This window comes from Segatella sp., assembly GCF_977051555.1.
This window is the reverse complement of record NZ_CDRSSE010000045.1, coordinates 1-14,445: the sequence shown is the minus strand read 5'-3', so window position 1 is coordinate 14,445 and position 14,445 is coordinate 1. Positions and strand designations below refer to the sequence as shown.

The 14,445-nt window shown below is 42.9% G+C and carries 10 protein-coding genes; 8 read left to right on the top strand and 2 right to left on the bottom strand.

Going from position 1 to position 14,445, the window contains the following annotated elements; translation table 11 throughout:
- The first annotated feature begins 18 nt into the window (after positions 1-18).
- From ACWJAO_RS10555 to ACWJAO_RS10520, 8 genes are read left to right on the top strand one after another with little or no spacing between them, the layout of a single operon-like run.
- Positions 19-1,764, top strand: coding sequence for a RagB/SusD family nutrient uptake outer membrane protein (locus ACWJAO_RS10555; protein WP_449140218.1), 1,746 nt, complete (start codon positions 19-21; stop codon positions 1,762-1,764).
- A gap of 23 nt (positions 1,765-1,787) precedes the next feature.
- The gene (locus tag ACWJAO_RS10550; RefSeq protein ID WP_449140217.1) at positions 1,788-3,185 is read left to right on the top strand and encodes a glycan-binding surface protein; all 1,398 of its coding nucleotides are present in this window, start codon (positions 1,788-1,790) and stop codon (positions 3,183-3,185) included.
- A 19-nt stretch (positions 3,186-3,204) separates the two neighbouring features.
- Positions 3,205-5,670 carry a hypothetical protein gene (locus ACWJAO_RS10545; protein WP_449140216.1) on the top strand — a complete coding sequence of 822 codons (2,466 nt, stop codon included), beginning with the start codon at positions 3,205-3,207 and terminating at the stop codon, positions 5,668-5,670.
- A gap of 36 nt (positions 5,671-5,706) precedes the next feature.
- Positions 5,707-7,464 carry a glycoside hydrolase family 26 protein gene (locus ACWJAO_RS10540; RefSeq protein WP_449140215.1) on the top strand — a complete coding sequence of 586 codons (1,758 nt, stop codon included), beginning with the start codon at positions 5,707-5,709 and terminating at the stop codon, positions 7,462-7,464.
- A gap of 45 nt (positions 7,465-7,509) precedes the next feature.
- Entirely contained in the window at positions 7,510-8,610 is a 1,101-nt protein-coding gene (locus tag ACWJAO_RS10535) for a glycoside hydrolase family 26 protein (RefSeq protein ID WP_449140214.1), read from the top strand.
- A gap of 26 nt (positions 8,611-8,636) precedes the next feature.
- Positions 8,637-9,092, top strand: coding sequence for a T9SS type A sorting domain-containing protein (locus tag ACWJAO_RS10530; RefSeq protein WP_449140213.1), 456 nt, complete (start codon positions 8,637-8,639; stop codon positions 9,090-9,092).
- Positions 9,089-10,420, top strand: coding sequence for a glycoside hydrolase family 5 protein (locus ACWJAO_RS10525; RefSeq protein ID WP_449140212.1), 1,332 nt, complete (start codon positions 9,089-9,091; stop codon positions 10,418-10,420). The genes ACWJAO_RS10530 and ACWJAO_RS10525 overlap by 4 nt, the downstream gene beginning before the upstream one ends.
- A gap of 6 nt (positions 10,421-10,426) precedes the next feature.
- The gene (locus ACWJAO_RS10520; protein WP_449140211.1) at positions 10,427-11,491 is read left to right on the top strand and encodes a hypothetical protein; all 1,065 of its coding nucleotides are present in this window, start codon (positions 10,427-10,429) and stop codon (positions 11,489-11,491) included.
- A 68-nt stretch (positions 11,492-11,559) separates the two neighbouring features.
- Here the strand turns inward: ACWJAO_RS10520 and ACWJAO_RS10515 are convergent, their stop codons facing one another.
- Both ACWJAO_RS10515 and ACWJAO_RS10510 read right to left on the bottom strand, forming a co-directional pair.
- Positions 11,560-11,802, bottom strand: a complete 243-nt coding sequence (locus ACWJAO_RS10515; RefSeq protein ID WP_264899013.1) for a hypothetical protein — start codon at positions 11,800-11,802, stop codon at positions 11,560-11,562.
- Between the two features lie 849 nt (positions 11,803-12,651).
- Positions 12,652-14,019 (bottom strand): ATP-binding protein, encoded by a 1,368-nt coding sequence (locus tag ACWJAO_RS10510; RefSeq protein ID WP_449140210.1) that lies wholly within the window; start codon positions 14,017-14,019, stop codon positions 12,652-12,654.
- Positions 14,020-14,445 lie beyond the last annotated feature (426 nt).

The window sequence follows — 14,445 nt, the reverse complement described above, 5'->3', positions numbered from 1 at the left end:
CATTAAAAAACAAAGAATATGAAATTATCGAACTTTAAATATATAGCATTTGCACTCTTATTGGGCGGCACTTTCACCTCTTGTGAAGACTTTCTCGACCGTCCTAACGAAGATAGCTACAATGATGCTAACTATTATGCAAATGACGACCAGGTGAAAGTGAGCACCAACTCACTTTACAGTTCTCCTTGGTACGACTTTCTGAGCCGTGGCTACTACAAGATTCCTGAAGTTATGTCAGGTAACTTGTACATGGGGCAGTCACCATATCTTACCTTTACCGTAAATGGTAGTGATCCTGACATCACTTCTGCTTCCAATTCGCTATGGGCAGTAAACGCACAGGCAAATACCATCTACAACCGTCTGCAGACTGCCAATGCATCAGAAAGTGCCAAGAACACAGCCATGGGCGAATGTCTGGCATGGAAAGCAATGGCATATTTCTATCTTGTCCGCATCTGGGGTGATGTGCCTATCGTACATAACAACAGTTCTGAGATTGCAGCCGGCGATTATAATAATAAATATAAGGTAAAGGCTGCCGATGTTTACGAGTATATCGTGATGACATTGGAGAAAGCCATCGATTTACTTCCAAATACCAACACAGCTGGAAGAATAGATAAATGGGGTGCCAAGGGTTTGCTCGCAAAAGTATATCTCGCAAAAAGTGGTATCAATTGCAATGGAAACGGACAGCGTGACGAGAATGACCTTGTCAAAGCTGCTGAACTTGCCAAAGATGTAATTGATAACTCTGGCAAAAAACTCATGGAGAAATATGAAGATATCTTCAAGGGTGAAAACAACAACTGCGATGAAAGCCTCATCGGATGGCGATGGACCGCAGATCAGTTGAATTATACCTGTGGTAACTGCTTGACTTCAGAGTTGGCTCCTGCAGGTTTCTGTGAGTATCAGAGTTGGGGTGACTGGACAGCACCTTCGGTAGACTTGGAAGAAGCATTTGGTGTAACACCACTTCAAAATCCTAGTTCTCGTCCTGCTACTGATGAACGCCGTAAGGCTACCATGATGATGGCTGGTGATACATATAGCCAATGGTGGCAAGACAAGGGAGGCTTCGACTATCTCAAATTCCTCCACGACAAGAAGTATGCACCAGGAAGCAATGACGGTCTTCAGTCAGGTACCGGCGCCAATATCGCCAAACATCTTTATGGAAACGATGCAGACCACGTAAAGACTTTCGGAAGAAGTGCTGGCAAGCAGTCTTCAGATCTCTCTACCCATGTATTGCGCCTTGCAGATGTTTATCTGATCTATGCAGAAGCTAAAATTGGCAATGCAGGTTCTACCTCTGATGCAAGTGCTATTGATGCTTACTATCAGGTTTGGCACAGAGCAAGACCAACTCTCTTTGATAAACCATCAAGCATCACTCTTGATGATGTGTTGAAGGAGCGCCGTTTGGAACTCGCTTTAGAAGGCGACTATTGGTTTGACTTGGTACGTATGTCATACTACAATGTAGAAAAGGCAATGAATATCATCAAGAACCAAAAGCGTAATGCTTATAATGGTTTGGCTGACCTCTACAAGGCATACTACAATAAAGGTAACGGCAATGGCCCATGGGATGTAGATGAGAGCAAGATGTTCTACGACACTTCTACTCCTAAACCAAATGTCACAACGTCTATCTTCCAGTTGCCATTTCCACAGGGTGACGTGGTTTACAACCCTCATCTGATGGAAGAAGCACAGCATGTAGATGTTAGAGAAGCATTCTCTTATTAATGAACTTTTAAAAAGAACATAATATGAAACTAAATAAAATATTCAGTTGGTTGTTTGCAGGTCTGATGGCAATTTCTGCCAGCATACTGACCTCATGCGAAGACCAGCCAGATAAGTTTGAGCTTACAGGGGGTGTTCCTACCGTGAACTACATCCGTATGCCTTATTTGTCACAGGCAGACTCACTGCTCGATAAAGCGAGTCTTTCGTCTGTAATTTGCCTTGTAGGTAACAACCTGACAAGCATCAAGGAACTTTACTTCAACGACCAGAAGGCACAGTTGAATACAAGTTACATCACCGACCACACCATGATTGTGCAGATTCCTGCAACTATCCCGGCAGATGTAACAGACAAGATATATATGGTGACAAGAGATGGAGAAAAAGTAGATTACGATTTCAAAGTCGTGGTTCCTGCTCCAAATCCTACATCTATGTCTTGTGAATATGCAAAACCTGGTAGTGAGGTAACATTCTATGGCAACTATTTTGTAGACGATCCAAATGTACCTCTCAAGGTAACTTGCCCTGATGGTTCTGTTGTTACAGACTTCAAGAGTATCACCCAGAGTGCTATATCTTTCATACTTCCTGAGAGTTGCAACACAGAAGGAGCATTCAAGGTTGAGACTCTCTACGGCGAAACTGAAACCTCATTCCATTATCTCGATTCTCGTGGCATGCTCTTCGACTTTGATACTCCTTGGGATGGTGTGAATGTATTGGGCAACCATGGTTGGCACAAACGAGACATTGTAGAAGACAAAACTTCCCTGAAGGGAAAATATGTTCAACTTGGTGACGGCAATAAAGTCATGACAAGTGACGGTGGATGGGAAGACAACTTTTTCTCTTTCGAATACTGGGCAGGTTCATGGGATGAGCCTCAGCACGTAATGAGCGGTGATGGTGTCGCACTATACAATGTTGCAGACTTCACTCATTTTGCTAACATGTCATTGAAATTCGAAATGTATGTTCCATCTTCAAACCCATGGAATGCAGGTGGTATGCAAATTTCGTTTATGGGTTACGACAAGGTTACATTAAATGGTGAAACTGGTGGTGATGGAAAACCTGTAGATGACACTAGCTATGATGGATATGTTTCAGGTCCAAACGCTTTTGTATTCAATGGCGAAGGAAAGAGAAACAAGAAAGAAGAGACCTATGGTCGTGCTATCTATCGTCCTTGGCAATCAACAGGAACATTCGACACAGCAAACGAGTGGATTACCGTTACTATACCTCTGAGCAGTTTCAATCTTGACAACAAGGGAAATGCTACGACCAATCTTCCAAATAAGATTACAGACTTTGCAAGTCTCACCATGTTTGTCGTTGGTGGTGGCGTAAATGGTACAGAATGTAAGCCAATCATCAAGATTGACAACATCCGTGTGGTTCCTAATAAATAATCTTTAAACAGAAACAAACATGAAAAAGATCAAGAATATATTAGCACTGTTGGTGGTAGCCCTGATGGGGCTATCACTCACAGCCTGCAGCGAGGATGACCTTGATACCAACCAGTATCAACAAGGTGTTCACCTCAATGTATATGGTCCACAGCCTGTGATGCGTGGTGGTCAGCTCCGCTTCTTAGGTAGCAACCTCGACCAGATTTCAAAAATTCAGATTCCAGGTTGCGATGATATCACGAACATAGAAGTTGTGAAGGCGGGCATTCCAAGTGAAATCAAGATTACTATTCCTAAGGATGGCCCTCTTGTTGGATACCTTACCCTTGTCACCAAGACTGATGAGGAAATCAAGACCAAGACCCAGCTCACTTACGAGGAGCCTATCGTCTTCAGTTCATTCTCTCCTGCTACTATCATGCCAGGCGAGACTTTGACCATCGAAGGTGATTACCTTAACCTCGTTCACATGATTGAGTTTACCGATGGTGTACAGATTCCAGAGAAGAATTTCGTATCTCATTCTCGCTATAAGATTGAGGTCGTTGTTCCTGAAGAGGCTAAAAATGGTAAGATCAACCTCTTCGACCTTGACCTGACTACAGTAGAAGACCCATCAATAGCTCTCTATAACATCATCGAGTCAGAGAATGCTCTCGTTGTAGGTACACCTACAGTCAGCAAGTGGGCTTCTCCTCGCGGTGAAGCTGAGTTGACGGGTGGTGTTACTGCTAAACTTGGCGAAAATATCACCGTAACAGGTGAACACTTCAGTCTTGTTAGCGCCCTCCGTTTCACACCAAAAGAGGATGATGCAAATGGCAAAGAGTTTGAAACTACAGACTTCACTGTCAGCGAAGATGGCAAGACTTTAACTTTCGCTCTTCCTGCAGAAGCACCTGATGGTGACTTTAAACTTGTTGTACGTTCAGGTGTAGAAATTCCTGTCGGTACTTTGACAACTATCGCTCCTACAGATTGTGTTGCTTCACCTTCACCTGTTAAGGCTGGTGCACAGTTGATTATCAGCGGTAAGGATTTGGATGTAGTCAACTCTATTGAGATGCCTAACGTTAGTGATGAAATCAAGTTCATCGTCACTCCAGACGGAACAAAGCTTATCATCGAAAGCGTACCAGAAACTACCCAAGAGGGTAAACTCGTATTGCGCATGAAGAACGGCAAGGGAGTAGAAGTTCCTTTCACGCTCGTGAAACCAGTAGTTACAGGTTACGATAACAGTACAGTAAGCGCAGGTGGTGTACTCACCATCAAGGGTACAGATCTCGACCTTGTAAAGAAGGTACAGTTTAGTGAAGGTACAGACGAGGTAGAAGTGAAAGCTGCAGAAGACGGCAAGAGTATCACACTCACTGTTCCGATGAATGCAAAGACTGGCAAACCAACTCTTACGATGGCAAATGGAACTTCCATTGAAGGTCTTGAATTAAATATTGAGGAGGCAGTATTCTGCTATATCACAGAAATGCCAGATTTCACAAATAAAGAAACGACTCCAGAAGCTGGTAGCACAATGACTGTTCCTGTACAGAATGGGGACAAGTTGGAAGCTGCGTATATAAATGGCAAGAAAGTAAATTATGTTTATGCTGAAAAGACATCATTGCTGACAATTTCTATCCCTACAAACGCCAAGAAGAAATCAACCTTGAAACTTGTTTCTTCTAATGGTGAGATTGAGTATGATATCACTGTTATTCCTGCAGGCAGCATTACAAGAACACTGATGAACGGTCCTCTCGACCTCGCTGGATGGAGTGCTAATACTCAAGGCTTGATTGCTCAAGACGCATTAGATAATATTCCTGATGGAGCAAACGTTGTCTTGAAGATTAAATATACCCCAACAGCAGACAACGTTCAGTTGAAAGGTCAAGATGGTGGTTGGGGTAATATCGACCTTGACAATGGTGAAGCCAAAGAACATGTTTACAAGTTGGACGCTAATGCGAAAGAGTTCACCTTGCCACTTTCTGCAACAGTGATTGCAGCCCTCAAGGCAAAATCTACCGATTGGGGCGGTCTCATCATATTCAATGGTACAGGTGCTATCATCAACAAGATTGAAGCAGAGATTACCATTCCACAGGAAAAGACTCTTTGGACTGGCAACGAAGAAATGGGAGAATGGTCTGTTAACTATGGGGTTCTCTCTGACGCAGGTACAGAACTTGCTGCAGCAGGTGCATCCGCAGGACAAATTGTCCACTTCTATGTCAAGGATGCTGAAGCAGACTGGCAAGCCAAGATTTTCGAAGGACATTGGGGAGGAACTTTCCTTTGTGTTGGTGCTAAAGAAGATAGTGAATTTAAAGCATGGGACTTGAGTGCCCACAACAATTCAATCGACCTTGAGCTTACAGAAGAAATTCTTGCAAAGATTTACACACAGCAATGGTGGGGTAATACTTTCATCGTACAAGGCAAGCACTTTACACTCACTAAGATTACTCTGGAGTAAACCTTATTTATACAAACAAATAAAACAAAGATAACTATGAGAAAGAATCATATATTATCAGCGCTGGCAATGGCAGCAGTGACCTTCGGGGTCACTGCTTGCGCCGACACTGATGCTCAATACACCATTCCTGATGTAGATGCCCCACAATTAGTGAGTTCAACTCCTACTGAAGGCGCTAATAAGGTAAAGAGAGGTGATATTACTGTCAACCTCAAGTTTGACAAGCGTATTTTCTTCGCTTCAAACGAGGCTGAGAAGATTACTGTAACAGGTGGTACTCTTTCCAAGGCTCTTGTCTATGGTCAGGATAGCGTGCTGTCTGTTATCATCAACTGCCCGGAACGTGAACAGAACGTAAACGTAACAGTGCCTGCGGGACTCGTTGCTAACGGACAAGGCAAGACATACGACAAAGACATCAACGTTTCGTTCCAGACTGTTGGATTGGACAAGACTCCAGTGATGGCAACAACTGTTGAGGCTAAGAAACTCTACAACTTCCTCTTGGAAAATGTAGATACCAAAACGATTTCCGGTATGATGGCAAATGTTGCTTGGAATCATACTTGTGCCGATCAGGTAAACGAGTGGACAGGCAAATATCCTGCCATCAACGGCTTTGACTACATACACATGGCTGCAAACTGGATTAACTACAAGGATATTACTCCTGTTAAAAACTGGGCAGACAACAATGGTATTGTTCAGCTCATGTGGCACTGGAATGTACCTAAGAATGAACCACAGGCAGGTAAAGGCATCAAGATGCTCAGCGATTGGAGCGCTAACCTCCAGTTGACCAACGATGCTGTAAAGGCAGCTCTTGGAAATGCACAGGTAGGCGACAAACTTGTAGCTACTATTTCTGACGTGGCTGACGGTGCTCAAGGTTCTATCAAAAATTCTTCCTGGACAGGCTTTACAGACGAAGCTGGTACCAGTTGGGAATACTTTGATATCAGTGGAGACCAATATTCTATGACTCTTGATGCAACTACACTGGCAGACATGAAGAACAATGGTTTCATTCTTTCTGGTCATGACTATACTTTGACAGGCGTTTATATCGTACCGGCAAACAAGGACTTGGCTCAAGGCACACAACTCTATAAGCCAACAGCAACCCTTGACCCTAATAAGGATTATGCCTTCTATGTTAAGTCTGATAGTAAACCAGAGGGAACTACATTCGACCCAAGCAATGCTCTGAAAGAAGGCACCTGGGAGAACGAAGTCTGGAAGAATGACATGGCAACACTTAAAGAGTATCTAACACTCTTGAAGAATGCAAACATTCCTGTACTATGGCGTCCATTCCACGAGGCTAGCGGCAAGTGGTTCTGGTGGGGTGCCAAGGATGCAGCTACATTCAAGACTCTCTGGATAGAGATGTTCAACGAATTGAAGGAAGCAGGTCTTGACAACCTTATCTGGGTTTGGACAAGCTGCGGTAAGGATGACGACTGGTACCCTGGCGATGCTTATGTAGACATTGTAGCGCGTGACCTCTATGGTGAAAAAGCAGAAACTTGTGCCTCTGAATTTGCTACACTTAGCTCTACTTACGGCAACAAGATTGTAACCCTCGGCGAATGCGGCTATAGCACCAGCACAAAGAAGCAAATTGCTACACTTAGCGAACAAAATGAGAAGGGCGCTAAATGGAGTTGGTTCATGGTATGGTATAACGACGAAGACAATAAGACATTCCACTCTACACAGGAGTGGTGGCAGAATGCTATGTCTCAACCTAATATCATTACACGTGATCAGGTACCAAGTATGAAGTAATTTCATGTGACTATGAGAAAAATCCAAATAATAACGGCATGCCTTTTGGCATGCCTTTTATGGTCTTGTGGCAAGAAAAAAGCCGATGACCCAATGGGTGACAACGGCAGGACACAACGCACGGAAAACCTCCTTTATCACCTCAAAGAAATCAGCAGTAAGGGGTATCTCTTCGGACAGCAGGATGCTACCCTTTATGGTGAAGGATGGGCTGATGACAGTGCTCGTTCAGACATCAAAACCATCTGTGGAGATATGCCTTCCTTGGTAGGTTTTGAAATCGGAGGTATTGAAACTGGAGATTCACTCAACATCTACTCTACCCCATTCAACCTCATACGCAAAGAAATCATCAACCAATACGACCGTGCTGGCGTTGTTACCCTATCATGGCAGTGCAAAAATCCTGTTAGAGGAGGTTCTATCAACGACATCATGGAAGGCGGCAGCAAACACGAAGCCTTTCTGGGATGGCTTGACAAAGTAGCTGATTTCATGAATTCGCTCGAAACTCCTTATGGTGTGAAAGTACCAGTCATCTTCCGACCATGGCAAGAGAACGGCGAGAATCGTTTTTGGTGGGAAGACTCTGTTTGCACAAAAGAACAATATCTTGCTCTTTGGCAAATGACACAAGAGCGCATGAAAGAAAATGATGTGGTAAATGTACTCTATGCTTATTCACCTTTAGCTACAGAAGATGCATCTGAATCGCATTATACAGCCCGTTATCCTGGAGATGAGCTGATAGATATACTGGGTATCAACTACTATTGTCATGCAGAAGAAGGTGATACAACTGCTCTTGCTACTTTTACAAAGACCCTGGACAAGAATTTAAGGATGTTGACTAAGCTAGGTAAAAAAGCCGGAAAGCCTATCGCTATAACAGAAACAGGTTATCGTAGCATTAAAAGTGATAACTGGTGGACCGAAAACCTATCAAAGGCTATCGGCAAACATCCTATCAGCTATGTCATGCTTTGGCGGAATGGCCACGAGCTTGCCAATCACTATTATGTTCCTTTCCCTGGTCAACGGTCTACAGAGGATTTTGTCAAGTTCTACAACGAACCGAGAACATTATTTCTCCATGATATCAATGGCATGTATCTGGAAAAGAAAGAATCAAAATCAAAAGAATAATAAACCAAAATACACTTAATATTAAAATGAGAAGAATCATATTATCCCTATTGTTAGTATTGAGTTGCTTTACTTCAAAGGCAGCAGATGGTAAATCCTTGTTTATTACTTTCAAAGATGGACAAAAGATTGAGTTTGCTCTCACAACAATGCCTGAAATCTGTTTCGGTAATAACTTAATGACCATTACTTCCACAAGAACGACTGCATCATACGAACTGTGGAAAGTCAATACTTTTACCTATGGAACTACCACCGGTATCAGTCAGTTACAAACTTCCAGCAAATTCTCCCTGGAAGAAGACCGCATCATCGTGGATGGCACCAACAACAAGATAAATGCCTTCGCACTGGATGGAAAAGCCATCGGCCTCTCTCATACAACTGCAGAAGGTAAGACCATCATCAATCTCAATGCATTGACACATGGCGTTTACATCATCAAGATTAATAACAAATCCATAAAAGTAGCTAGACAATGAAAAAGATATTACTCTCACTCATCACGATTCTGATGCCGCTGGCGCTCCTGGCACAGCAGGCTGGCGATAACTTCACCATCAAGACAACTGATGGAAAGACTACAGAATGGAGCCTTGCTGGAGACAGTAAGAATGGAGACATATCTACCATCAAGCACAAAAGTAACCAACTCATCCTTTACGCCAAAGGCTACGAAGGCATAGAATGGGCAACATACGATATCGACAAGATAGAAAGTATTACCTTCAATGTATTCCATAAAGGAAGCTATGTTGAGGAAAGCGCAGCGCAAGCTGTAAAGAACATGGGCATCGGTACCAATTTCGGCAACTGCACAGATGTGGTAGCCATGTGGATGAACATGAACAGCAATTCTGTTACTGATTTCGAGAAAGCTTGGGGACAGGAGCCAACGACCAAACCGATGGTAGATTTCCTGAAGAAGAACGGTTTTAATTCTGTCCGCATCCCAGTTACCTGGTTCCAGCACATGAAGGAAGACGGAACCGTGGATGAAGCCTGGATGAACAGAATACAGGAAATCGTTGATTACGTCATTGATAACGGAATGTACTGCATCCTGAATGTTCACCACGATACAGGTGCTGACGATGAGAACGTAAAGCACTGGATCAAGGCTGATGAAGCCAACTATAAGGAGAACAAAGAGAAGTTTGAATCTCTCTGGACTCAGATTGCGACCCGCTTCAAGAACTACGACCAGCACCTGGTATTCGAAGGCTACAATGAGATGCTCGATGCCGATAACACCTGGAATGCGCCAAAGAATGCTAGCAGCTATAAAGGTTTGAACGGTTATGCACAGAGCTTTGTGAATGCAGTTCGTGCCACCGGCGGCAACAACGAGACCCGCAACCTCATCGTCAACACTTATGCTGCAGCCTGCGGTGATGAAGTATTAAACAACCTCACTATCCCTACCGACAAGGTGGATGGCCATATCGCCGTAGAAGTTCACACCTATGCTCCTTGGGATTGGTTTGCACAGAAAGGCAAATGGGATGCTTCCTGCAGCAATGAAATCAAGAATATGTTCACCCGTCTGAACAACAAGTTCATCAGCAAAGGCATTCCTTGCATCATCGGTGAATATGGCACTCACGGAAGCAAGAGCGTCAGCAAAAAAAGTTCTGCCAGCGAGATTCAGGCTGCTGCCGACCAAGCTGCCGACATCGTGAAGCAGGCTAAGGCATACGGCGTAGCTACCTTCTACTGGATGAGCATCTTCGACGGTACAGACAGAAGTGTTCCTCAGTGGACACTCCCTACAGTAGTGGAAGCTATGAAAAAGGCTTATAATGAATAACAGATTATGAGAATCAAATATATTATATTGATGTTCGCAGCCCTCCTGGCTTTCTCTTCATGCGGTGAGAAGAAAAAGAAATCGTATGACGAGATTGCCATGAGCGGTCTTACAACCCGCACAGAGAATCTGAAAACCAACATCAAGGCGTATGCCAACAAAGGTACGCTGATAGGACAGATGTACGGTACCTTAACCGGAATAGGCTGGAACCGCTGGCAATGTGACAGCGACCGATGCGACTTGAAAGCTCTCTGCGGTTACAGACCGGCTGCAAACGGATATGAGTTGGCTGGCATTGAAAATGGAAAATCACAGAATACAGATGGTGTTCCGTTCAAGGCTATCAGGGAAGATGTGCTGAAACACTTCCGTAAGGGTGGCTTACTCATCATGAACTGGACGATGCCTGATTATAACGGCAATGAAGATATGCTGGAGGAATATACCAAACAGCTTGCCAAATATCTTGATACACTGCAAGATGGTTATGGTATCAAAGCACCTATAGTGCTCAATCCTCTTCCTGTTGATGGTAAGGCATGGTATTGTGAACTCAGCAAAGACGATTATATCAGTCTTTACAAGAAGATACAGGACCTCTTGGATGACGAGGATGTAACGAATGTAGTTTATGGCTATTCTGAAACCTACCAGCCAGGTAAGAATCTGATGGATCGCTATCCGGACAACAAGATTGATGTGATCAACGTGACATATCTGCAAAGCAAAAATGCCATCGACCTCCCACTCTACCAGAAGAGCATCAAGGAGATTGTGAAGCAGGCTCTGCCTTTTGCCCAAGACCACAACAATGCCTTCGGACTGACAACAGGAGTAGAATCTATTGGTGATTCCAGTATTTTTTCAGAGACATTGCTTACAGTACTCAAGCAGCATCACATAGCTTACCTGATATTTGGCAGAAACCAGGGAGAACCGATTGAGGAGCATTACTATACTCCATATCCTGGCGTATCGAACAAGAAGACTCATGGGTTCATGGAAATGATAAATGATGAAGTTTGTGTTTTCCTGGAAAAGCTAAACGGACTATATCTTGAACATTAATCAATGTTCGAACCGGATAAAATCAAAAAGAGAGGCATTCACATACCCTCTCTTTTCTTTTCAACAAACTAAAAATTATTGTTTTTAGAATCAACACGTTTATTGGTTCTTTTCGGTGGCAAATATACGACAAAAGTAGCGAAATACATGATATTATCTTGCTCATTATCAATACTATTCTTTCTACATGCCATTTTTTTTAGAATTTGATGCAATTTATCTAAACTAAACTTTCGCATGTGATTTAAGTACGGGCTGAAGGCCGTTTCTGTGTTGGCCTCATGTTTGCCTTCAACTCTGCCTTCTTCCATACTTCCGGGAAAAGTTGCTGAAAAAGTTTTATGGTTGCATGCAAGCACATGAAGAAGAATACTCAAGTGGTTCAGTCAGCTAACTCAAGTGGTTCAATCAAGCAACTCAAGTAGTTCAGTTAGCGAGTTCAGACGTCTCTGTTAGCTGATGCAGACGTCTCGATAAGCTTACAGATACGTCTCCGTTAGCCTACGCAGCCATATTCGTAACCCGATGCTGCCATATTCGTAACCCAATGCTGCCATATCCGTAACCCGACGCTGCCATATTCGTAACCATACGCAGCCATATTCGTAACCCGACGCAGCCGTATTTATAACCCGATGCAGCCGTATTCGTGAATAAGTTTTATGTAATCATCTATCATCCATCACGATTTGGGGTTATCCCTCACAATATTCTCACTACACATTACCAGATACTGCATATCATTGTTGAAACACTTGCGATAGTTCAAATGAGGCTCACTTGAATCTGGACAGGATGTATCCGAAATTACATCGCGACGTATCTGGCGCTGCGTCGTGACGCGTCTGTTATCACGTCGGGACGTACCAGATGCTACGTCGGGACGCAATTTCGGGAACAGCATTGGAGATTATACGGGAAAAATAGCATCAAAAACAATAGGCATTGAACCGAAAAAACGCCTTTTTGCTCAATGCCTCCTGCCTTTTGCCTCAAAAACACCGCTAAAAATCACCAAAAACACCTAAGTATCGCTATTTTTATGGCAATATATGGCAGATTATGGCAATTAAAAAGCTATTGCAATATCGGTATCAACTAACAATCAGGCAGTTACCAGCTTATATGGCAATATGGCAATTCTTTTACGAAAAAAAATCCTACAGAAGTCTTTCACCACAAGAAAACAAGTTAGAAATAGCATAAAGAGGATTGACTAATATCTTCTTCCCTTTTGGGCTGACAAACTCCCCAAAGTTCTCCAAAGAACAGCGAATGGCATACTTAATATGCTCTTTTTCCATAAAAACATAAAGACTCGCCATCGAACCTCGTAAACCAGACTTCACTTCCATCGGAACAATGTCAATGCCACGAGACAAGACATAATCAACCTCCGAAACGGTTCCACGAGTCAAGTTTTGCCAATAGTATAAGTCATGGCGCTCATTAGGCGACATATACTTTAGTAATTCCAATCCTGCCACCATCTCCGTCAAACTACCCTTATCAACTAAGTCTGCAGCATTGTCAACCAATAGTTCTTTCACTATAGAATTAGTAGAGTCTCCTATTCCTAACAGATTGAGGAGAAAGCCATGATCTATCAGATTATACTTCACAAACTTCGGATTAATCTCTGCACCAAGCGGAATGCCATTTGCCGCAGTATGCCATACAGGTATAATGATACCAGCATCTTTAAGCATCTCCAAAGCATTCTTGACTTGCGCAGTCGTATATCCCCCTTCCACTTGGCTAAACACGAATTTACTCCCCACTTGATGAGCCACACTAAACAATGTTTGACGCAGCAAAACAGGATTGACCTTGGCTTTATATTTCACGAAATCATCTATATAAGTTTGCTTCAACTCACTAAGCACAGAGTCTACTTCCAAATAACTATTCGTATCAACGTACTTAGCCACAGCAGCAGGCATACCACCTATAAGCAAGAATGAACGAAACCTCTCCACTAATCGCTCATAGAAGACATTCATCAATGGCTTTTGAGAGGTTGCATTCCGTTTCATACTTACCAATCCATCATCACCTAAAGCATAAAGGAATTCATCAAAAGACATCGGATATACAAACATCGAACGGATACGCCCTACTCCATAAGCACCTAAATCCTTCAATGCAAATTCCAATAGCGATCCAGCCGCCACTACATGAAGTTCAGGATAATCTTCCTTGAAAAACCACAAGCTATGGATGGCATTAGGGCATGCCTGTATCTCATCTAAGAACAACAAGGTTTTGCCAGGAATAACGGGAACTTTGAAATATGCCGACAATTGCTCCGAAATAAACTTCACGTTTAAATCGCCATCAAAGAATTCCTTGACAGTCTTATCACGCTCAAAGTTCACTTCCAAGAAATAAGGAAAGGACTCTCCCAAGTGTCTAATGGCACTTGACTTACCTACCTGCCTTGCTCCTCTCACAAGCAATGGTTTATGCTCTACAGAACTTTTCCACGCTTCAAACTCTTTATCTATTTGTCTTTTCAGATACTTCATATCTCTATATTATTGATTTTCAATGCAAAGATAATGCAAACGAGCGCAATGAAAGCTTGCTTTCTGATTGCCGAGTGCAGCTTATTTTATGCAAAGATAGCACTTTTATCTGAATAAAAGCCAATCAATTAAGCTTTTTTATAAAAAAGTCAGAGGTTATTTGATGCTAAATTATAAAAAAGTCAGAGGTTTTTTGATGTTAAATTATAAAAAAGTCAGAGGTTTTTGTCTTATACGTGAAAAAGTTGTCACCTTTAGCCTTGGCTGTAGCAGTTCCCCAAAGTGGACACGAAAAAGCCAGAATCGGGTAGGAGGTAAATGCTAATCACAAAAGGCATTTGCCTCCTATTTTCACACTTACCGACCTCCCACACCACCGTACGTGCGGTTCCGCATACGGCGGTTCCTATTTTGGATGCCATTCGA

Bases quoted from the DNA above. Each gene is read 5' to 3' on its own strand.
- ACWJAO_RS10525 (WP_449140212.1), top strand. From the start codon at position 9,089: ATGAAAAAGATATTACTCTCACTCATCACGATTCTGATGCCGCTGGCG.
- ACWJAO_RS10540 (WP_449140215.1), top strand. From the start codon at position 5,707: ATGAGAAAGAATCATATATTATCAGCGCTGGCAATGGCAGCAGTGACC.
- ACWJAO_RS10515 (WP_264899013.1), bottom strand. From the start codon at position 11,802: ATGGAAGAAGGCAGAGTTGAAGGCAAACATGAGGCCAACACAGAAACG.
- ACWJAO_RS10545 (WP_449140216.1), top strand. From the start codon at position 3,205: ATGAAAAAGATCAAGAATATATTAGCACTGTTGGTGGTAGCCCTGATG.
- ACWJAO_RS10550 (WP_449140217.1), top strand. From the start codon at position 1,788: ATGAAACTAAATAAAATATTCAGTTGGTTGTTTGCAGGTCTGATGGCA.
- ACWJAO_RS10530 (WP_449140213.1), top strand. From the start codon at position 8,637: ATGAGAAGAATCATATTATCCCTATTGTTAGTATTGAGTTGCTTTACT.
- ACWJAO_RS10520 (WP_449140211.1), top strand. From the start codon at position 10,427: ATGAGAATCAAATATATTATATTGATGTTCGCAGCCCTCCTGGCTTTC.
- ACWJAO_RS10510 (WP_449140210.1), bottom strand. From the start codon at position 14,019: ATGAAGTATCTGAAAAGACAAATAGATAAAGAGTTTGAAGCGTGGAAA.
- ACWJAO_RS10555 (WP_449140218.1), top strand. From the start codon at position 19: ATGAAATTATCGAACTTTAAATATATAGCATTTGCACTCTTATTGGGC.